Source organism: Arthrobacter sp. TmT3-37 (assembly GCF_054510835.1).
This window is the reverse complement of sequence record NZ_JBTNDU010000011.1, coordinates 40,644-58,987: the sequence shown is the minus strand read 5'-3', so window position 1 is coordinate 58,987 and position 18,344 is coordinate 40,644. Positions and strand designations below refer to the sequence as shown.

Genomic DNA, 18,344 nt, shown 5'->3' with positions numbered 1-18,344 from the left:
CGTTCTGGAAATGCTGAGCATCATTGCTCCTCATGTCGATGGGTATCGGGCGGAGTAGCCCGAGCGGGAGACGCCGCCTATCCCCATGGAAGCGCTCCCACGGCCAGTCTTCGGTGGATGCCGGAACTTTGTCAAGGTACTCAGCACACTGATCGCTGCGGTGGGCTTCTCCATGCGGAGACACATTGTTTGGAGCTGCGGCGTCTCTGGTGTCACACTCGTCGTGACCATCCCGAGCGGCTGAGAGATCTGGCTCACTGACGCCGCAGCAACCCTGGCCTCCGCGTCCCCGCGGCGACATTAGGGTGCTACTGCCAGACCGATGGAGGAAACCATGAGCGTCGCCGACCTTTCCACCCCTCTGAAATTCGCCTACTGGGTCCCCAACGTCAGCGGTGGCCTGGTCGTCTCGACCATCGAGCAGCGGACCAGCTGGGACTTCGACTACAACAAGAAGCTCGCGCGCATCGCCGAGGACGCCGGGTTCGAATACGCACTGTCGCAGACCCGCTACGCCGCGTCCTACGGTGCCGACAAGCAGCACGAGGCGACGAGCTTCTCCCTCGCCCTGCTGGCCGCGACCGAGAAGCTGAAGGTCATCGCCGCCGTCCACCCGGGCATGTGGCACCCCGGGGTGCTCGCGAAGTACATCATCACCGCCGACCACATCTCGAACGGCCGCGCAGCCGTCAACATCGTCTCCGGCTGGCTGAAGGACGAGTTCATCAACTTCGGCCTCGACTGGCTCGAGCACGACGAGCGCTACGTCCGCACCGAGGAGTTCATCCGCGTGCTGCGCGGACTGTGGACGGAGGAGGGCTACAGCCAGGACGGCAAGTACTACACCATCAAGGACTTCACGCTGAGCCCGGCCCCGGTCGCCGTGCCGGGCCGCCCCCACCCCGAGATCTTCTTCGGCGGGAACTCGACGGCGGCCCAGGCCACGGCCGGCCGCGTGGCGGACTGGTACTTCTCGAACGGGAAGGACCTCGAAGGCTTCAAGGACAACATCGCCGGCGTCCGGGCCTCCGCCGAGCAGGCCGGCCGCCGTCCCCGCTTCGGGTTGAACGGCTTCGTGATCGCCCGCGACTCCGAGAAGGAGGCCCGCGACACGCTCCGCGAGATCGTCGAGAAGGCCCACCGCCCCGCCGTCGAGGGATTCCGCGACGCCGTCCAGGAAGCCGGACCGTCCACGAAGGACGGCAAGGGCATGTGGGCCGACTCGACGTTCGAGGACCTCGTGCAGTACAACGACGGCTTCAAGACCCAGCTCATCGGCACGCCCGAGCAGATCGCCGAGCGCATCGTGGAGTACAAGAAGATCGGCGTGAACCTCCTGCTCACCTGCTACCTCCACTTCCAGGAGGAAGTGGCGGCGTTCGGCACGGACATCCTCCCGATCGTGCGTGAACTCGAGGCCGACGCCGCCCGTGCGGCGGGAGTGGAATTCGATCCGGACGGCACACTCGCCGTCCCCAGCAAGGCAGGTGTCTGATGGCAGAACGTTCCTTCGGTTTCCGTACGCGCGCACTCCACGCCGGCGGCACTCCCGATGCCACCCACGGCGCGCGCGCCGTCCCGATCTACCAGACGACGTCCTTCGTCTTCAAGGACACCAACGACGCCGCCAACCTGTTCGCGCTGCAGAAGTACGGCAACATCTACTCGCGCATCGGCAATCCCACGGTCGCGGCGTTCGAGGAGCGCATCGCCTCCCTCGAGGGCGGCATCGGGGCGGTGGCGACGGCGTCGGGCATGAGCGCCGAGTTCATCACCTTCGCCGCGCTCTGCCAGGCGGGCGACCACGTCGTGGCCGCATCGCAGCTGTACGGCGGGACGGTCACCCAACTCGACGTCACGCTGCGCCGCTTCGGCATCGAGACCACCTTCGTCCCCGGGACCGACCCCGCGGACTACGCGGCCGCCATCCGAGAGAACACCAAGGCCGTCTACGCCGAGGTCATCGCGAATCCCTCGGGTGAGATCGCCGACCTCGCAGGCCTGGCGAAGGTGGCCCACGACGCCGGGATCCCCTTCATCGTCGACTCGACGCTCAGCACGCCCTACCTCGTGCGGCCCATCGAGCACGGAGCGGACATCGTGATCCACTCGGCCACCAAGTTCATCGGCGGGCACGGCACCACCCTGGGCGGCGTCATCGTGGAGAGCGGCCGGTTCGACTGGGGCAACGGCAAGTTCCCCATGATGACCGAGCCGGTCCCCTCCTACGGCAACATCGAGTGGTGGGCGAACTTCGGCGAGTACGGCTTCCTGACGAAGCTCCGCACGGAGCAGTTGCGCGACATCGGGCCGTCGCTGTCGCCGTCGTCGGCGTTCCAGCTCCTGCAGGGCGTGGAGACCCTCGCGCAGCGGCTCGACGAACACCTCGAGAACGCGCAGGCCGTCGCGGAATGGCTGCAGGCCGATCCGCGCGTCGAGTACGTCAACTACGCCGGTCTTCCCACCCATGTCCACCACGAGCGTGCGAAGACGTACCTGCCGCAGGGCCCCGGCTCCGTGTTCAGCTTCGGCATCAAGGGCGGCCGCAAGGCGGGCCAGAAGTTCATCGAGTCGCTGCAGCTCGCCTCGCACCTCGCGAACGTGGGCGACGCGCGCACCCTCGTGATCCATCCGGGCTCGACGACCCACCAGCAGCTCTCCGCCGGGCAGCTGGTGGCGGCGGGCGTCCCCGAGGACCTCGTGCGCATCTCGGTGGGCCTGGAGGACCTCGACGACATCCTGTGGGACCTGGACCAGGCCCTCGACATCGCCGTGGATTCCTCCGACGCGGAGTTCGACGAGCTCCCGCAGGAATCCGCCGGGGAGAACGACGACGACCCGTCGGCAACGCGGGCAGTAGGAGTGGGAGCATGAGCGGCACGGACACACCGGCACGGACCTGGGAGGGACCATCGGCCCCTGAGCGCCTCAGTCTGCTGAGGAATGCGCGGTCGGTGGCGATCGTCGGCGCATCGGACAAGCCCTCCCGGGCCTCCTACTTCGTGGCGACCTACCTGCAGTCCTCCTCGCCGTACCGCCTGTACTTCGTGAACCCGGTGGCCAAGGAGATTCTCGGGCAGCCCGCCTACGCGTCGCTCGCGGACCTCCCGGAGGTGCCCGACGTCGTCGACGTGTTCCGCAAGCACGACGACCTGCCCTCCGTGCTGCAGGAGACGCTCGCCGTCGGAGCGAAGACCCTGTGGCTGCAGCTGGGCTCGTGGCACGAGGACGTGGCCCGGGAGGCGCAGGGCGCCGGCCTGAACGTCGTGATGGACCGCTGCATCAAGATCGAGCACGCACGCTTCCACGGCGGGCTCAACCTGGCGGGCTTCAACACCGGCGTCATCTCCTCGAAGCGGCAGATCACCTCGTAGGGCGCCGCCCCCCTCCCGGGCCTCGATCCCGGTCAGCGGGAACCGTTGGACATCGCCTCTGATCGGGATCCGACCTCGGGACCGGCCGCCTCAGGCACCGCGACCTCGGCACCGGAGCTGTCCGGCGCTGCAGCGTCCGCCGGCCCGACCGGGTCCACCGGCAGCACGTCCTCAGGAGCCGGTCCGACCGGGAGGTCCTCCGGCAGGACGTCCTCCGGAGCCGGTCCGACCGGGAGGTCCTCCGGGACCGGATCGGCGGGGAGCTCCCCCATCTCAGGGCCGACCGGGAGCCCCGGTACCGGGTCGTCGGGATCGAGGAGTGCATCGGCCGGGAACAGGGCGGACCGATCGGGGTCCAGGGTGATCGGCGCGTCGAGGAGGAACGCCGTGTCGGCAGGACCGGCCGGTGCGCGGAGCCACGACCTGCGGTGGCCGGCAGGAGCCGGGGTGTCACCGCTGATCGTCTCCGGAGCCGTGACCGTGGTCTCCTTCGTCAGGCTCCTGTCCTGCCCCTGACCCGGTGTGACCCGGCCCGGTGCCAGACCGGGTTTCTCCCGGACCGGCCGGAGCGGGGTCGTGCGCTGACCGGGCGTGGTCCTGCCCGGTGCTGCATGGCCGGGCTTCTCCGGATCGGGTCGGCCGGTCGTGCCGGGTACCGTTCCGGTCGCGGGCCGCGTCACCGGGGCCGCGGGCTGCCGCGGACCGTCCGGCCTCCGGGTCGCAGAGTCCGCAGGACGTACCGTGGCGGCCGGTGGCCGGGCCGCCGGTACGACGGCCGGCGCCGGTGAAGCAGCGGCGGCGTCATCCACCTCGGGCGACGCAGGAGCGGGAGCCGGCATGAGGGCACCACCGGCGTCCGCAGGGGCGGACACCGCCGGGGCGGAGGCGGACGGTGCCGGGGCGTGAGCGGGAGCGGGAGCGGGCACCGCCGGGCCGACGGTGGGACCATGCCCCGCGTCGGCGAGCGGTTCAGGAGCGGGTTCGGCCCGGTCGACGTCGTTGCGGACGGTGAAGCGGGTGATCGAGACGACGGCGTCGTCGAACCCCTCCCGGAGGTGGAGCGTCCCCGCCGCCACACCGGACATGCCCGCGCCCATGGAGACGGCGAGCGCCCCGCCGAGGAACGTGATGCGGCGCTTGTTCCGGCGCCCCTGCGGCGCCCTGCCGCCGTCGGCCATCAGCCGGGCGAGTTCCGCGGACGCATCGGGTGCGGGCCCGGCGCCGAGGTCGCCGATCTCCCGGACGGCGCGGACGAGTGCCGGTTCCGCGGGAATGCCGGCCTCGTCGAGGAGTCGCTGCACGGGGTCCGGCGGCGGGGTGTCACGTCCAGTCATGGCGTTTCCGATTCCTCAGGTCGAACGATTTCCTTCAGCTTGAGCAGTCCCCGCCGTTGCAGCTGCTTCACCGATCCTGCGGACCTGCCCAGGATCTCCGCGACCTGTTCGATCGGCAGCTCCGCGACGATGCGCAGCAGGAGGACGTCGCGCTGCTCGGCGTTGAGCTGGTCCAGCATGCCCCGTGCACCTCCCACACCGAGGTTCCCCAGCGCCACCCTCTCGGCGGAGTCGGTGAGCCGGGTGTCGCCGTCGGCCTCGTAGCCCACGAGCACCGGCGCCCTCGTCCGCTTCCTCACCTCGTCCACGTACCGGGCATGTGCCACGGAGTAGGCGAAGGTGCGGAGCCCCTGGAGTCCACCGGAGACGGAGTCCAGCTTCGAGAAGACCGTGAGGAACACCTCCTGCGTGAGGGCCTCCGGGTCGTCCGAGCCGCGCCCCGCGAAGTACCCCAGCACTCCCGGGCTCAATGATCGGTAGATGCTGGAGAAGGCCGCCGGATCGCCTGCTCGAGCGCGGAGGAGCGCATCATCTGGCAGGGGTGTGGCCACGGACTGTTCCTTGTTCGAGCGGGACGGCGACACCATCGTAACCATCGCCCTCCGCCCGTGGACGCCGGCCCTCCCGGGCCTGCGGCAAAGAAAAGGCCGCACCGAGACCTGTTGGGGGAAAGGTCTCGGTGCGGCGCTTACACAGGGGTAATCGATGGGCGGGGCCGGAAAGTTACGCCCCCTCCGATTTTTCTTCGCCGGCCTACTTCAGGGCGTTGGAGGCCCGGCGCTTGTTGAAGACGTCGAAGCCGACGGCGAGCAGGAGCACCATGCCCTTGATGAACTGCTGGACATCGATGCCGACGCCGAGCAGGGACATGCCGTTGTTGAGCACGCCCATGATGAGGCCGCCCGTGATGGCTCCGATGACCGTTCCGACGCCACCGGTCACGGCCGCGCCGCCGATGAACGCCGCGGCGATCGCGTCGAGCTCGAAGAGATTTCCCGCTCCCGGACCGGCGGAGTTGAGGCGACCGGTGAAGATGAGCCCTGCCAGGGCCGCGAGCACGCCCATGTTGACGAAGAGCATGAAGTCGATGCGCTTCGTGTTGATGCCGGAGAGCTGTGCTGCCTGGAGGTTGCCTCCGACGGCGTAGATGTGGCGCCCGAAGACGCTGTTGCCCATCACGGCGCTGTAGCCCACGATCAGGATGCCGAGGACCACGAGCACGATCGGCGTGCCGCTGCGCGAGCTCGCGAGAAGGTAGGTGAGGCCGAGGATGATCACGACGATGAAGGCGAGCTTGGTGAAGAACCAGGCCGCCGGCTCGTCCTCGAGCTTCAGGCGTGCGCGGGTGGCGCGTCCGCGGAGCTGGGTGATGGTGAGGAGGGCGACGGCCACCAGGCCGAGGACCACCGTGGTCCAGTCCAGGAGGTTGGTCTCCGCCGGGAACAGCCCGGGGAAGAGGAAGCCGCCGCCGAGCTGGCGGTACTCCTCGGGGAAGCCGGTGATGCGCTGGTTCTCGAGCACGATCTGGGTGAGTCCACGGAACACGAGCATGCCGGCGAGTGTGACGATGAACGCGGGGATGCCCACGTAGGCCACCCAGAAGCCCTGCCAGGCCCCTACCAGTCCGCCGATAATCAGTGAGGCGAGGAAAGCCACCCACCAGGTGAACCCCCAGTCCTGGATCATGATGCCGGACATGGCCCCCACGAAGGCCGCCACGGACCCGACGGAGAGGTCGATGTGCCCGGCGACGATGATCATGACCATGCCGATGGCCAGGAGCAGGATGTAGCTGTTCTGGACGATGATGTTGGAGACGTTGTCCGGCATCAGCAGAGCGCCGCCGGTCAGCACCTGGAACAGGGCGACGATGACGATGAGCGCCACGAAGATACCGATCTGGCGCAGCCTGCTCGTGAGGAAGGCGAGCCCGTGCTTCACGGGAGGTGGCGGTGCGGTGACCGCGGGGTCTTTGACGGTGGTAGCCATGGAATCAGTCCTTTTCCTTGGTCATGTACTGCATGAGGAGTTCGGGGGTCGCCTGGTCGATCGGCACTTCGGCCGTGATACGGCCTTCCGCGAGCGTGTAGATGCGGTCGCAGATGCCGAGCAGTTCGGGGAGTTCCGAGGAGATGACGATGACGGCCTTCCCCTCGGCTGCCAGGCGGTTGATGATCGTGTAGATCTCGTACTTGGCGCCGACGTCGATCCCGCGGGTGGGCTCGTCGAGGATCAGGACGTCGGGGTCCGAGAACATCCACTTGGAGAGCACCACCTTCTGCTGGTTCCCGCCGGAGAGCTTGCCGGTGATGGCGGTGACGGTCGGGGCCTTGATGTTCATGGACCGCCGGTACTCGCCCGCGACGACGGCCTCGCGGCCGCTGTCGACCCAGCCGCGCTTCGCCAGCTTGCCGAGGGCGGCACCGGAGACGTTGCGCTTGATGTCGTCGATGAGGTTGAGCCCGTACTTCTTGCGGTCCTCCGTGGCGTACGCGATGCCGTGCCGGATCGCTTCGCCCACGGTGCGCGCCGTGATCGGGGCACCGTTCTTGTAGAGGGTGCCGGTGATGTTGGAGCCGTAGCTGCGGCCGAAGATGCTCATGGCCAGTTCGGTCCGCCCGGCTCCCATGAGGCCGGCGATACCGACCACCTCGCCGGCACGGACGGCGAGGTTCGCCGCGTCGACGATCACCCGGCCGCTCTCCTGGGGGTGGTGCACCGTCCAGTCCTCGACGCGGAGGACCTCCTCGCCGATGGCCGGCGTGCGCTCGGGGTAGCGGCTCTCCATGTCGCGTCCCACCATGCCCTTGATGATGCGCTCCTCCGTGACGGAGCCGTCGTGGAGGCTGAGCGTCTCGATGGTGCGCCCGTCCCGGAGGATCGTCACCGAATCGGCGATCTCGCGGATCTCGTTGAGCTTGTGGCTGATGATGATGCAGGTGATGCCCTCGCCGCGGAGGCCCTTCACGAGCCCGAGGAGGTGCGCGGAGTCCTCGTCGTTCAGGGCGGCGGTGGGCTCGTCGAGGATCAGCAGCTTCACGTTCTTCGACAGCGCCTTCGCGATCTCGACCAGTTGCTGCTTGCCCACGCCGATGTCACCGGCCCGGACCACCGGGTTGAGGTCCAGCCCCACGCGGCGGAGGAGCTTGGCCGCCTCCACGTTGGTCTCGTTCCAGTCGATGAAACCGCGCTTCTCGCGCTCGTTCCCGAGGAAGATGTTCTCCGCGACGGACAGGAAGGGGGAGAGGGCGAGCTCCTGGTGGATGATGACGATGCCGTCGCGCTCGCTGTCGCGGATGTCCTTGAACTCGGCGACGGAGCCCTCGAACTCGATGTCGCCGTCGTACGTCCCGTGCGGGTAGACGCCGGACAGCACTTTCATGAGGGTCGATTTCCCGGCCCCGTTCTCTCCGCAGATCGCATGGACTTCTCCACGCGCGACGTCGAGGTTGACGTCCTGCAGTGCCTTCACGCCAGGGAAGGTCTTGGTGATGCGGCGCATCCGGAGGATGTTCTCCGCCATGGTCGAGCCTCGCTTACTTGAGTGGAAGTCCCGGCATCGGCCGGGCGAGGTACAGCACCTGTGGCTCCGGACCGGGAGGGTACGGAGCCACAGGCTGAGGGGGTGCTACGGGTGCTGCGGGACGGCTACTTGAGCTCGTCCTCGGTGTAGTAGTCGGTCTCCACGAGCGCGGCCTCGTAGTTGTCGACCGTGACGATCTGCGACTCGAGCAGGTAGGACGGCACGATCTTCTCGCCGTTGTCGTACGTCTCGGTGTCGTTGACCTCGGGCTCCTCGCCCTTCATGAGGTCGTCCACCATGGTGACGGCCTGCTTGCCGAGCTCGCGGACGTCCTTGAAGATCGTGGAGTACTGCTCGCCGGCGATGATCGACTTCACGGAGCCCACCTCGGCGTCCTGGCCGGTGACGACGGGGAGGTCGTCAGCGGAGTAGCCACCGGAGGTCAGGGCGGAGATGATGCCGATGGACAGGCCGTCGTAGGGCGAGAGGACACCCTCGAGCTGCTCGCCGCCACCGACGGTGAGGAGGTCCTCCATGCGGTCCTGAGCGGTGTCGGGGAGCCAGCGGAGGATCGCCGCCTGCTCGAAGTCGGTCTGGCCGCTGGGGACGCGGAGCACGCCGCTGTCCAGGTAGGGCTGCAGCGTCTTCATGGCGCCGTCCCAGAAGAACGTGGCGTTGTTGTCGTCCGGGCTGCCGGCGAAGAGCTCGACATCGAACGGCCCTTCCTCGCCCGTCTCCTTGCCCTCGGCGTCGAGGATCCCGAGACCGGTGAGCAGCGAGGTGGCCTGCTGCACGCCGACCTCCTCGTTGTCGAAGGTCGTGTAGTAGTCCACGGTGTCCGACCCGTTGATCAGGCGGTCGTAGGCGATGACGGGGATGTCCTGCGACTCGGCCTGGTCCAGCACGCTCGTGAGCGTGGTGCCGTCGATCGAGGCGATGACGAGGGCCTTCACGCCGCCGTTGATCATGTTCTCGATCTGGCTGACCTGCGTGGGGATGTCGTCGTTCGCGTACTGGAGGTCCACCTCGTAGCCGAGGTCCTCCAGCTGGCTCTTGACGTTCTCGCCGTCGGCGATCCAGCGCTCGGACTGCTGCGTCGGCATGGCGACGCCGATCTTGGCGCCCTCGTTGGAGCCGCCTTCTGCTGCGGCCTCGTCCCCGCCGCCCCGGCTTCCGCCGCATGCGGTGAGGCTGAGGGTCAGGATGCTGGCGGCCGCGATGCCGGCCAGGTATTTCCGATTCATGGTGGAACTTTCTTGTGTGGAGTTTCCGGCGACAGTGCCGGCTTTCGGGGAGTGGCTTCTAGAGTTTCTGCGCCAGGCGATAGTACGCGGCGTTCCAGCGCAGCTCACGCTGGAAGTCCCGCAGCTTCGTGTCGGCGTCGATGCGCAGCAGTTCGACCTCGGCGATGTCCGCGAAGTCCTCGAAGACCTCGAGGCCCACCGCGGTGGTGAGGACGGTGTGGTGGGCGGCGCCGGCGCTCAGCCAGGCCGCTGCGGAGGTCTCGAGGCTCGGCTCCGGCTTCCACACTGCGCGCGCGACCGGCAGGTTGGGGAGCGGGGCGTCGGGCGGGACCACCTCGACGGCGTTGGCCGTCAGGCGGAAGCGGTCCCGCATGTCGGACATCGCGACGACCACGCCGGACCCGGCGTCGGTGTCGAACACGAGGCGCACGGGGTCCTCCTTGCCGCCGATGCCCAGCGGGTGGACCTCCAGGGTGGGCTTCGACGTGGTCAGGGTGGGGCAGACCTCGAGCATGTGCGCCCCGAGGATCTTCTCCTCCCCCGGCACCAGGTGGTACGTGTAGTCCTCCATGAGGGACGCGCCGCCGGGCAGCCCAGCCCCCATGACCTTGGCGGCCCGCACGAGGACGGCGGTCTTCCAGTCGCCCTCGGCGCCGAACCCGTAGCCGCGGGCCATGAGCCGCTGGACGGCGAGACCGGGCAACTGGCGGAGGGCCCCGAGGTCCTCGAAGTTCGTGGTGAAGGCCCCGAATCCGCCCTCCTCGAGGAAGGACAGCAGCCCGAGCTCCTGCCGGGCGCCGTAGCGCAGCGACTCGTGCCGCTCGCCGCCGCGGCGGAGCTCGGGGACGACGTCGTACGTCTCCTCGTACTCGGCCACGAGGGCGTCGACGTCGGCCTCCGCCTGGGCGTCCACGGCGGCGACGAGGTCGTTCACGCCCCACGTGTTGATCGAGACGCCGAAGCGCAGCTCGGCCTCGGTCTTGTCACCCTCGGTGACGGCGACATTGCGCATGTTGTCACCGAAGCGTGCCACCTTGAGCTCGTGGACGGCGGCCCAGCCGGCCGCGGCGCGCTGCCAGGAGGAGATCCTGGCGCAGACGCCGGGGTTGGACACGTGCCCGACGACGGTCTTGCGCGGCACACCGAGGCGGGACTGGATGTACCCGAACTCGCGGTCGCCGTGGGCGGCCTGGTTCAGGTTCATGAAGTCGAAGTCGATCTCGTCCCAGGGCAGCGCGACGTTGATCTGCGTGTGCAGGTGCAGCAGCGGCTTCCGGAGTGCGTCGAGGCCCGCGATCCACATCTTCGCCGGGCTGAACGTGTGCATCCAGGTGATGACCCCGATGGCGTTGTCAACCGCGTTGACCTCCAGTGCCATCCGGCGGATCGACGCGGAGTCCTTGAGGGTCGGCTTCCAGACGACCTTCACGGGCAGGCCCGAGTCCCCGAGGATCCGGACGATCTCCTGCGACTGCTCCGCGACCTGCTGCAGGGTCTCCTCCCCGTACAGGTCCTGGCTGCCGGTCAGGAACCAGACTTCGTAGGTGTCGAGGGTCGTGCTGAGGGGGCTCATGCGGGGGCTCCTGGGATCGAGGGCTGACCGTACACGTTCTGGTAGCGGTCGAAGAGGGAGTCGACGTGCTCGGGCTGGATGCCCGCCGGGGCGCCGAGCTGCCGGGAGATGTGGACGGTGCGGGCGACGTCCTCGAGCATCACGGCCGCCTTGACGGCGTCCTTCGCGTCCTTGCCGATCGTGAAGGGTCCGTGGCTCTTCATGAGGACCCCGCGGGAGCGGTGGCCGGTGAGCGTCTCGACGATGCCGCGGCCGATCGAGTCGTCACCGATGATCGCGAACGGGCCCACGGGGATCTCGCCGCCGAACTCGTCGGCCATGGCGGTGATGACGCAGGGGATCGGTTCGCCGCGTGCGGCCCACGCGACGGCGTAGGTGGAGTGCGTGTGCACCACACCGCCGACGTCGGGCATGTTGCGGTACACGTAGGCGTGCGCCGCGGTGTCGCTGGACGGCGACCGTTCCGACCCCGGGGTGCCCTCGATGACGTTCCCGTCGAGGTCGCACAGGATCTGGTTCTCCGGCGTCAGCTCGTCGTAACTGACGCCGGAGGGCTTGATGACGAACAGGTCGGCGCCCGGGACGCGGCCGGAGACGTTCCCGCCGGTCCAGACGACGAGTCCGTAGCGCACGAGTTCGGCATGCAGGGCGGCGACGTCCTTCCGGACGGCATCGATCGCGGCCTCGACCTCGGGGCTGAAGGAGCCCGTGGACGCGGCGCTCATGCCGACACCGCCTGCGGGGTGCGGGCCGCGCGGCGCAGGGCCTTCAGCCGGTGCATGACGTCGTTGGTGCCGCGCCCGAAGTAGTCGTGCAGTTCGGTGTACTCGCGGTACAGCGCGTCGTAGGCGGCGGCACGCTCCGGGTCGGGCGTGTAGGCGGCACGGTCCAGATGGCCCATCGCAGCGGCTGCGGCGTGGATGTCCGCGTAGGCGCCGGCGGCGACGGCGGCGTGGATCGCCGAACCGAGGGCCGGCCCCTGGGAGCTGCCGATGACCGAGAGCGGCATGTTCAGCACGTCGGCGTAGACCTGCATGAGGAACGGGTTCCGGATGAGGCCGCCGGCGGCCACGAACTCGGTGACGGGCACGCCGGAGGCGTTGAAGGTCTCGACGATCTTCCGCGTGCCGAACGCCGTGGACTCCAGCAGGGCGCGGTAGACCTCGTGCGGCTTGGTGGCGAGGGTCAGGCCCACGACGGTGCCGGAGAGCTCATGGTCCACGAGGACGGAACGGTTGCCGGAATGCCAGTCGAGGGCCACCAGGCCGTGCGCCCCGACGGGCTCGGACTGCGCCTGTTCCGTCAGGTACTCGTGCACGCTCAGGCCCTGCGCAGCGGCAGCATCCCGGATCTCGCCGGGCACCTGGTTGGCCACGAACCACGCGAAGATGTCGCCGACACCGGACTGGCCGGCTTCATAGCCGTAGAAGCCCTCGACGATCCCGCCGTCCACGACGCCGCACATGCCCGGCACCTCGCTGAGCCGGTCCGAGTTCATGACGTGGCAGGTCGAGGTGCCCATGATGGCCACCATCTGGCCGGGATCCGTGGCCTGCGCCGCAGGGGCCGTGACGTGGGCGTCGACGTTCCCGACGGCCACCGCGATCCCTGCCGGCAGGCCGGTCCAACCGGCAGCCTCTTCGGAGAGCGAGCCCGCCCTCGAGGCGAGTGCGCCGATCGTGTGCTCCACCTTCTCGCGGGCGAAGCCTGCGAACCCGGGGTTGAGTGCGGCGAGGAACTCCTCGGACGGGTAGGCGCCGTCCTGGTAGATGCCCTTGTAGCCGGCGGTGCACGCGTTGCGCACGTACTCCCCCGTGAGCTGCCAGACGATCCAGTCGGCGGCCTCGACCCAGTGGTCCATGCGGTCGTACAGCTCGGGGTCCTCCTCGAGCAGCTGGAGGCCCTTGGCGAATTCCCATTCGCTCGAGATCAGTCCGCCGTAGCGGGGCAGCCACGCCTCGCCGCGCTCGGCGGCCAGGTCGTTGATGCGGTTCGCCTGGCCCTGCGCCGCGTGGTGCTTCCACAGCTTCACGTAGGCGTGGGGCCGGCCCTCGTAGCCGGGTACCTCGTTGAGGGGCGTCCCGTCGGCGAGGGTGGGCACCATGGTGCAGGCGGTGAAGTCGGTGGCGATGCCGATGACGTCCTGCGGATCGATACCCGCCTCCTGCACGGCTGCCGGCACGGCGGTGCGGAGGACGTCGACGTAGTCGGAGGGCACCTGCAGGGCCCATTCGGGCGGGAGCTGCTCGCCCGTGGCTGCGAGCGTCGAGTCCATGACGGCGTGCGGGTACTCGAGCGTGGAGGCGCCGAGTTCCGCGCCGTCGGAGACACGGACCACGACGGCGCGTCCGGAGAGGGTGCCGTAGTCGACACCGATGACGTAGGTGGACCTGCCGGCCACCCCTGTGGCCGGGTCTGCGCCCGGGATGGAGTCACTCAAGGGAAGGACCTCTTTGTTCTTCTCGGGAGACCGCGATGCAGTGCCCTGATGGATCGTCGATGCGATGCGCCGTTCATGTGACCGTTCACATTGCGGTTCCCAGTGTAGGGCCCGATCGGTGGGGCGTGTCAATGGCGGAGGAGGAGGGCCGTCAGGCGGCCGGCGCGGCCGTCGACGCCCGGACCACGAGTTCCGGTACCACGTCCGGGGCCGCGCCCGCCTCGCCGGCCGCATCCGTCCCCACCGAGCCGATGAGCGCCAGCAGCCTCGCCATGCAACGCCGCCCCAGCTCGGGGAAGTCCTGCCGCACCGTCGTCAGGGGCGGGCAGTAGTGCGCCGCCTCGGGGACGTCGTCGAACCCCACGACGCTGACGTCCTCGGGCACCCGGCGTCCACCTTCACGGAAGGCATGGAGCAGTCCGAGCGCCATCTGGTCGTTGGACGAGAAGACCGCGGTGATTCCCCTGTCCGCCGCGAGGGAGCGCCCTGCCCGGTACCCCGACTCGGCGGTCCAGTCGCCGGAGCGCAGCACCTCCGGTGAGCGGCCCCAGGCCTCCATCTCACCGCGGTACCCCCGCACCCGCGCCTCCGTCTCGAACCAGCCCTCCGGTCCCGCGATGTGCGCGATCCGCCGGTGTCCCAGCTCGAGCAGGTGGCGCGTCGCGAGCGCGGCGCCTCCCGACTGGTCCACCGACAAGCGGTGATCGTCCTGCGCCTGCGCCGAGTGGACCGTCACGAACGGCAGCGTGATGGACAGGCGCTCGATCTCGCCCAGGGTCTGTGTCTGCGGGGCCAGGATGACGAGCCCGTCCACGCCGTGCGCCAGCAGCCGGTCCAGGGCCGACCGGATGGAGCCGCCGTCGAGGTCGTCGAGGTGCGCGATGTCGACGGCGTACCCGGCTTCGCGCGCAGCGCTGTCGATGGCCTGCAGGCTCGCCGCCGGCCCGTACTCGAAGCCCTTGCCCACGAGCACGCCGATGGTGGTGGACCTGCTGGTCACGAGCGCCCGGGCGGCACGGTTGGGACGGAAGCTGAGCTCTGCCATCGCGGCCAGCACGCGGTCCCGCGTCTCGGCCCGCAGGCTCGGGTGGCCGTTGAGGACGCGGGAGACCGTCTGGTGCGAGACCCCCGCGCGGCGGGCTACGTCCCTGATGTTCGCGGCACGCGCAGGCTCGCCGGGTCGGACCCGGCGGTCCGCCTCGGTACCGGGATCCGCTGCGTCAGTGGGGGTCGACAATAGCGTCGTTCCGGGCGAAGCGCCGGTTCCGGAGCACCGGCAGGAACTCCCGGACGTCGTCGACCCTGCGGCGTGTGACGTCCGTGGTGACGATGCCCCGCTCCTCGTCCTCGAGGTGCGCCTGCGGGACGCCCATCGGGTCGATGATGGCCGAGTGGCCGATGGTGTGGCTGCTCGAGGTGCCGGCCGCCGCCACCCACAGGGTGTTCTCGATGGCCCGCGCCTTCAGCAGCGTCTCCCAGTGCTCGATCTTGTGCTCGCCCTTGAACCACGCGGCCGGCACGCAGATGAGGTCGGCCCCGGCATCGGCGAGTGCGCGTGCCAGTTCGGGGAACCGGACGTCGTAGCAGGTCATGAGTCCCACCCGGAGGTCGCCGACCTCGGCGATCTTGATGCCGCCGTCACCCGGTTTGATGGCCGTGGACTCGGAGTAGCTGAAGGCGTCGTAGAGGTGCAGCTTGCGGTAGGTGTCCACGATGCGGCCGGTCGCGTCGATCAGGACGAGGGTGTTGAAGGGCCGCTCCTCGCCGCTGGGCTCGTACCCGCCGGCCACCACGGCGATGCCGTGGTCGGCGGCGAGGAAGGACAGCTGCTGCACGAAGGTGGTCCAGTTCGCCTCGACGGCTTGGTGGAGGTCGCCGTCGAGCTTGCCGATGGCGAACATCGACTCCTCGGGGAAGACGATCAGCTCCGCGCCTTCGCCCCGGGCCTCCGCCGCGAGTTCCCGCATCACGGCGAGATTCGCCGGGGCGTCCCCACCTGGCCGGAACTGACCGACGCTGACCTTCATGTTGCCGCCCTAACCGTGTGTGCCGACGTCCACCCAGCGTACAGACTCCGGCCCGGCGGGCCGGAGTACCCTTTCGGCATGAGTATCCCCTTGAAGAGCAGGCGTGTGCCACCCGGGCCAGGACAGGAGTCCGTCTGGGACTATCCGCGGCCTCCGCGGGTGGAACGGACACCGGCGGGCATCGAGGTGCGCTTCGGTGGGCAGCTGATCGTCACCACGGTCGACGCGGTGCGGGTCCTCGAGACGAGCCACCCGCCTGTCTACTACCTGCCGATCGCGGACTTCGCGCCCGGCGTGCTGGTTCCCGTGGAGGGCACCACCCACTGCGAGTTCAAGGGCGCGGCCCGCTATTTCGACGTCGTCGCCGGCAGCGCGCGCAGCCCGCGCGGCGCGTGGACCTACCCGACGCCGGTCCGTGGCTACGAGGACCTCGCCACGCGGGTCGCCATCTACCCGTCGCGGATGGACGCCTGCACGGTGGACGGCGAGGAGGTGCGGGCCCAGGAGGGTGACTTCTACGGCGGCTGGATCACCGCCGCCATCGTGGGACCGTTCAAGGGCGGCACGGGGACCTGGGGATGGTAGCGCCGGGCATCCCGTCCTGGCTGCCGTCGGACGCCGCCCGCCGTCGGACGAGGGTGCGGTCGGGGTCGCATGCTGGTCCTGACGACCCGGCAGGGAGGGAACGGTCATGAGCACTGTCCGGAGGACCGGTGCGGGCAGGCGGCTGCTGCTGGCCGCCGCCTTCATCAGCTCGATCCTGGTGCTCGGCGGCTGCACCGGTTCGGAGGGCGAGCCTGAGGGCGCAGACGCATCGGCGTCGGCTTCCGGATCGGCGTCGGCTTCCGTATCGGCAGCGCCGGGCGAGGCACAGCCCGCACCGGATCTCGAGGGCATCCCCGAGGTCGTCGCCGTCGTCAACGGCACCGAGATCGGCCGGGACCTCTTCACCGACACGTACGAGGGCCAGTTCGCGCAGGCGTCCGCCCAGGCGCAGGCCGCGGGCCAGGAGGTCGATCAGGACCTGCTGAGGACGACGGTCGCGGACAACCTTGTCAGCTCCGAGCTGCTGCGCCAGGAGGCCGACCGGCGGGGCATCACGGCGACGCCCGAAGGACGGGCCGCGGCCGTCGACGAGCTGCTGCAGGCGAGCGGGCTCGCCTCCGAGGAGGAGCTGAAGGCCGCTTTCGCCGACCAGGGGATCGACGACGCCGAGTTCGACGAGCAGCTGACGGACCAGGTGAAGCTCGACACGCTCCTGGCGGAGGAAGCCGGCGACACGACGCCGACCGACCAGGAGATCCAGGAGGCCTACGACGCGGCGAAGGCGCAGCAGGAGGCCGGGGGCGATACCGCGACACCGATTCCCCCGCTCGAGGACGTCCGCGAACAGATCATCCAGCAGCTGTCGGGTGGCAGAACCTCCGAGGCCGCACAGGCACTGATCGCGCGACTGCGCGACGACGCCGACATCACCGTCAACCTCTAGGCGTCGACCTCCGGGCGGTCCCGATCAGGTACCGATCAGGCGCCGATCAGGTCGTTGACCACGATGGTCTGGTCGCGGTCCGGGCCGACGCCGATCGCGGAGAACCGGGTGCCGGAGAGCTTCTCGAGCGCCCGCACGTAGGTCTGCGCATTGTCCGGCAGGTCCTCGATGGTCCGAGCGCCCGTGATGTCCTCGGTCCAGCCGTCGAAGTACTCGAAGATCGGCTTCGCGTGGTGGAACTCGGTCTGGGTCATGGGCATCTCGTCGTGGCGGACGCCGTCGACGTCGTACGCGACGCAGACCGGGATGCTCTCGATGCCCGTGAGGACGTCGAGCTTGGTGACGAAGTAGTCGGTGAAGCCGTTGACGCGCGACGCGTGGCGCGCCAGCACGGCGTCGTACCAGCCGCACCGGCGGGGGCGACCGGTGTTCACGCCGAACTCGCCGCCGGTCTTCTGCAGGTACAGGCCCATCTCGTCGAAGAGCTCGGTGGGGAACGGGCCGGCTCCGACACGCGTGGTGTAGGCCTTGATGATGCCGATCGAGCGGGAGATGCGCGTGGGACCGATGCCGGAGCCGACGGACGCACCGCCGGCCGTGGGATTCGAGGACGTCACGAACGGGTAGGTGCCGTGGTCGACGTCGAGGAAGGTCGCCTGGCCGCCCTCCATGAGGACCACCTTGCCGGCGTCGAGTGCCTCGTTGAGCACGAAGGTGGAGTCGATGACGAGGGGCTTGAGCCGCTCGGCGAAGGACAGGAAGTACTCCACGACCTCCTCGACCTCCACGTCGCGCCGGTTGTAGACCTTCACGAGGAGTTCGTTCTTCTGCTTGAGGGAGCCCTCCACCTTCTGGCGGAGGATCGACTCGTCGAACACGTCCTGCACGCGCAGGCCGAGCCGGGCCACCTTGTCCATGTACGCGGGACCGATGCCGCGCCCGGTGGTGCCGATGGCACGCTTGCCGAGGAAGCGTTCGGTCACCTTGTCCAGCACCTGGTGGTAGGGCGCCACGAGGTGGGCGTTGGCGGACACCCGCAGCTTGGAGGTGTCGGCGCCGCGGGCCTGGAGCCCGTCGATCTCCTGGAAGAGGGCCTCGAGGTTGATAACGCAGCCGTTGCCGATGATCGGGATGGCGTTGGGGCTGAGGATGCCGGCGGGAAGGAGCTTCAGCTCGTACTTCTCGCCGCCGACGACGACGGTGTGCCCGGCGTTGTTGCCACCGTTCGGCTTCACGACGTAGTCGACCCGACCGCCCAGCAGGTCAGTGGCCTTGCCCTTACCCTCGTCGCCCCACTGGGCTCCGACAATGACGATTGCTGGCATGGGATCCTCCCCCAT

The 18,344-nt window shown here is 69.1% G+C and carries 16 protein-coding genes and 1 riboswitch; of the genes, 5 read left to right on the top strand and 11 right to left on the bottom strand.

What is annotated here, in order from left to right:
* The first annotated feature begins 224 nt into the window (after positions 1-224).
* Positions 225-329, top strand: a riboswitch (SAM riboswitch).
* The 3 genes from sfnG (at position 323) to ACX80U_RS13595 (ending at position 3,374) form a co-directional block, all read left to right on the top strand.
* Positions 323-1,495, top strand: a complete 1,173-nt coding sequence (gene sfnG, locus ACX80U_RS13605) for a dimethylsulfone monooxygenase SfnG (RefSeq protein WP_459268831.1) — start codon at positions 323-325, stop codon at positions 1,493-1,495. (Overlaps the previous riboswitch by 7 nt.)
* Complete coding sequence (locus ACX80U_RS13600) at positions 1,495-2,874, top strand: O-acetylhomoserine aminocarboxypropyltransferase/cysteine synthase family protein (RefSeq protein ID WP_459268830.1); 1,380 nt, start codon at positions 1,495-1,497, stop codon at positions 2,872-2,874. Before sfnG ends, ACX80U_RS13600 begins: the two co-directional genes overlap by 1 nt.
* Positions 2,871-3,374, top strand: coding sequence for a CoA-binding protein (locus tag ACX80U_RS13595; protein WP_208741256.1), 504 nt, complete (start codon positions 2,871-2,873; stop codon positions 3,372-3,374). Before ACX80U_RS13600 ends, ACX80U_RS13595 begins: the two co-directional genes overlap by 4 nt.
* A gap of 32 nt (positions 3,375-3,406) precedes the next feature.
* Here the strand turns inward: ACX80U_RS13595 and ACX80U_RS13590 are convergent, their stop codons facing one another.
* The 10 genes from ACX80U_RS13590 to ACX80U_RS13545 form a co-directional block, all read right to left on the bottom strand.
* Entirely contained in the window at positions 3,407-4,708 is a 1,302-nt protein-coding gene (locus tag ACX80U_RS13590) for a hypothetical protein (protein WP_459268829.1), read from the bottom strand.
* On the bottom strand, positions 4,705-5,259 hold the full coding sequence (locus ACX80U_RS13585) for an RNA polymerase sigma factor (RefSeq protein ID WP_459268828.1): 555 nt from the start codon (positions 5,257-5,259) through the stop codon (positions 4,705-4,707). Before ACX80U_RS13585 ends, ACX80U_RS13590 begins: the two co-directional genes overlap by 4 nt.
* 202 nt (positions 5,260-5,461) lie before the next feature.
* Complete coding sequence (mmsB, locus tag ACX80U_RS13580) at positions 5,462-6,697, bottom strand: multiple monosaccharide ABC transporter permease (protein WP_133080297.1); 1,236 nt, start codon at positions 6,695-6,697, stop codon at positions 5,462-5,464.
* Between the two features lie 4 nt (positions 6,698-6,701).
* Positions 6,702-8,231 (bottom strand): multiple monosaccharide ABC transporter ATP-binding protein, encoded by a 1,530-nt coding sequence (mmsA, locus tag ACX80U_RS13575; protein ID WP_459268827.1) that lies wholly within the window; start codon positions 8,229-8,231, stop codon positions 6,702-6,704.
* 125 nt (positions 8,232-8,356) lie between these two features.
* A complete protein-coding gene (gene chvE, locus ACX80U_RS13570; protein ID WP_133080295.1) occupies positions 8,357-9,475 on the bottom strand; it encodes a multiple monosaccharide ABC transporter substrate-binding protein in 1,119 nt (372 codons plus the stop codon).
* 58 nt (positions 9,476-9,533) lie between these two features.
* Positions 9,534-11,048 (bottom strand): L-arabinose isomerase, encoded by a 1,515-nt coding sequence (araA, locus tag ACX80U_RS13565; protein ID WP_459268826.1) that lies wholly within the window; start codon positions 11,046-11,048, stop codon positions 9,534-9,536.
* Positions 11,045-11,773: an L-ribulose-5-phosphate 4-epimerase gene (locus ACX80U_RS13560; protein ID WP_133080293.1), complete on the bottom strand. Its 729-nt coding sequence runs from the start codon at positions 11,771-11,773 to the stop codon at positions 11,045-11,047. The genes araA and ACX80U_RS13560 overlap by 4 nt, the downstream gene beginning before the upstream one ends.
* The gene (gene araB / locus ACX80U_RS13555; RefSeq protein ID WP_459268825.1) at positions 11,770-13,488 is read right to left on the bottom strand and encodes a ribulokinase; all 1,719 of its coding nucleotides are present in this window, start codon (positions 13,486-13,488) and stop codon (positions 11,770-11,772) included. The genes ACX80U_RS13560 and araB overlap by 4 nt, the downstream gene beginning before the upstream one ends.
* Before the next feature lie 151 nt (positions 13,489-13,639).
* Entirely contained in the window at positions 13,640-14,641 is a 1,002-nt protein-coding gene (locus tag ACX80U_RS13550) for a LacI family DNA-binding transcriptional regulator (RefSeq protein WP_459268870.1), read from the bottom strand.
* A 67-nt stretch (positions 14,642-14,708) separates the two neighbouring features.
* On the bottom strand, positions 14,709-15,515 hold the full coding sequence (locus ACX80U_RS13545) for a carbon-nitrogen hydrolase family protein (RefSeq protein ID WP_208740378.1): 807 nt from the start codon (positions 15,513-15,515) through the stop codon (positions 14,709-14,711).
* A 78-nt stretch (positions 15,516-15,593) separates the two neighbouring features.
* On the opposite strand from ACX80U_RS13545, the gene ACX80U_RS13540 reads away from it, so the two are divergent.
* The gene (locus ACX80U_RS13540) at positions 15,594-16,100 is read left to right on the top strand and encodes a DUF427 domain-containing protein (RefSeq protein ID WP_459268824.1); all 507 of its coding nucleotides are present in this window, start codon (positions 15,594-15,596) and stop codon (positions 16,098-16,100) included.
* A gap of 106 nt (positions 16,101-16,206) precedes the next feature.
* A complete protein-coding gene (locus tag ACX80U_RS13535) occupies positions 16,207-17,004 on the top strand; it encodes a SurA N-terminal domain-containing protein (RefSeq protein WP_459268823.1) in 798 nt (265 codons plus the stop codon).
* Positions 17,005-17,039: 35 nt separating this feature from the next.
* Here ACX80U_RS13535 and ACX80U_RS13530 read toward each other — a convergent pair whose 3' ends face one another.
* Positions 17,040-18,329, bottom strand: a complete 1,290-nt coding sequence (locus ACX80U_RS13530) for an adenylosuccinate synthase (RefSeq protein WP_208740477.1) — start codon at positions 18,327-18,329, stop codon at positions 17,040-17,042.
* Positions 18,330-18,344 lie beyond the last annotated feature (15 nt).

Coding starts and splice junctions, on each gene's coding strand:
- sfnG (WP_459268831.1), top strand. CDS start 323: ATGGAGGAAACCATGAGCGTCGCCGACCTTTCCACCCCTCTGAAATTC.
- ACX80U_RS13600 (WP_459268830.1), top strand. CDS start 1,495: ATGGCAGAACGTTCCTTCGGTTTCCGTACGCGCGCACTCCACGCCGGC.
- ACX80U_RS13595 (WP_208741256.1), top strand. CDS start 2,871: ATGAGCGGCACGGACACACCGGCACGGACCTGGGAGGGACCATCGGCC.
- ACX80U_RS13590 (WP_459268829.1), bottom strand. CDS start 4,708: ATGACTGGACGTGACACCCCGCCGCCGGACCCCGTGCAGCGACTCCTC.
- mmsB (WP_133080297.1), bottom strand. CDS start 6,697: ATGGCTACCACCGTCAAAGACCCCGCGGTCACCGCACCGCCACCTCCC.
- mmsA (WP_459268827.1), bottom strand. CDS start 8,231: ATGGCGGAGAACATCCTCCGGATGCGCCGCATCACCAAGACCTTCCCT.
- chvE (WP_133080295.1), bottom strand. CDS start 9,475: ATGAATCGGAAATACCTGGCCGGCATCGCGGCCGCCAGCATCCTGACC.
- araA (WP_459268826.1), bottom strand. CDS start 11,048: ATGAGCCCCCTCAGCACGACCCTCGACACCTACGAAGTCTGGTTCCTG.
- ACX80U_RS13560 (WP_133080293.1), bottom strand. CDS start 11,773: ATGAGCGCCGCGTCCACGGGCTCCTTCAGCCCCGAGGTCGAGGCCGCG.
- ACX80U_RS13545 (WP_208740378.1), bottom strand. CDS start 15,515: ATGAAGGTCAGCGTCGGTCAGTTCCGGCCAGGTGGGGACGCCCCGGCG.
- ACX80U_RS13540 (WP_459268824.1), top strand. CDS start 15,594: ATGAGTATCCCCTTGAAGAGCAGGCGTGTGCCACCCGGGCCAGGACAG.
- ACX80U_RS13535 (WP_459268823.1), top strand. CDS start 16,207: ATGAGCACTGTCCGGAGGACCGGTGCGGGCAGGCGGCTGCTGCTGGCC.
- ACX80U_RS13530 (WP_208740477.1), bottom strand. CDS start 18,329: ATGCCAGCAATCGTCATTGTCGGAGCCCAGTGGGGCGACGAGGGTAAG.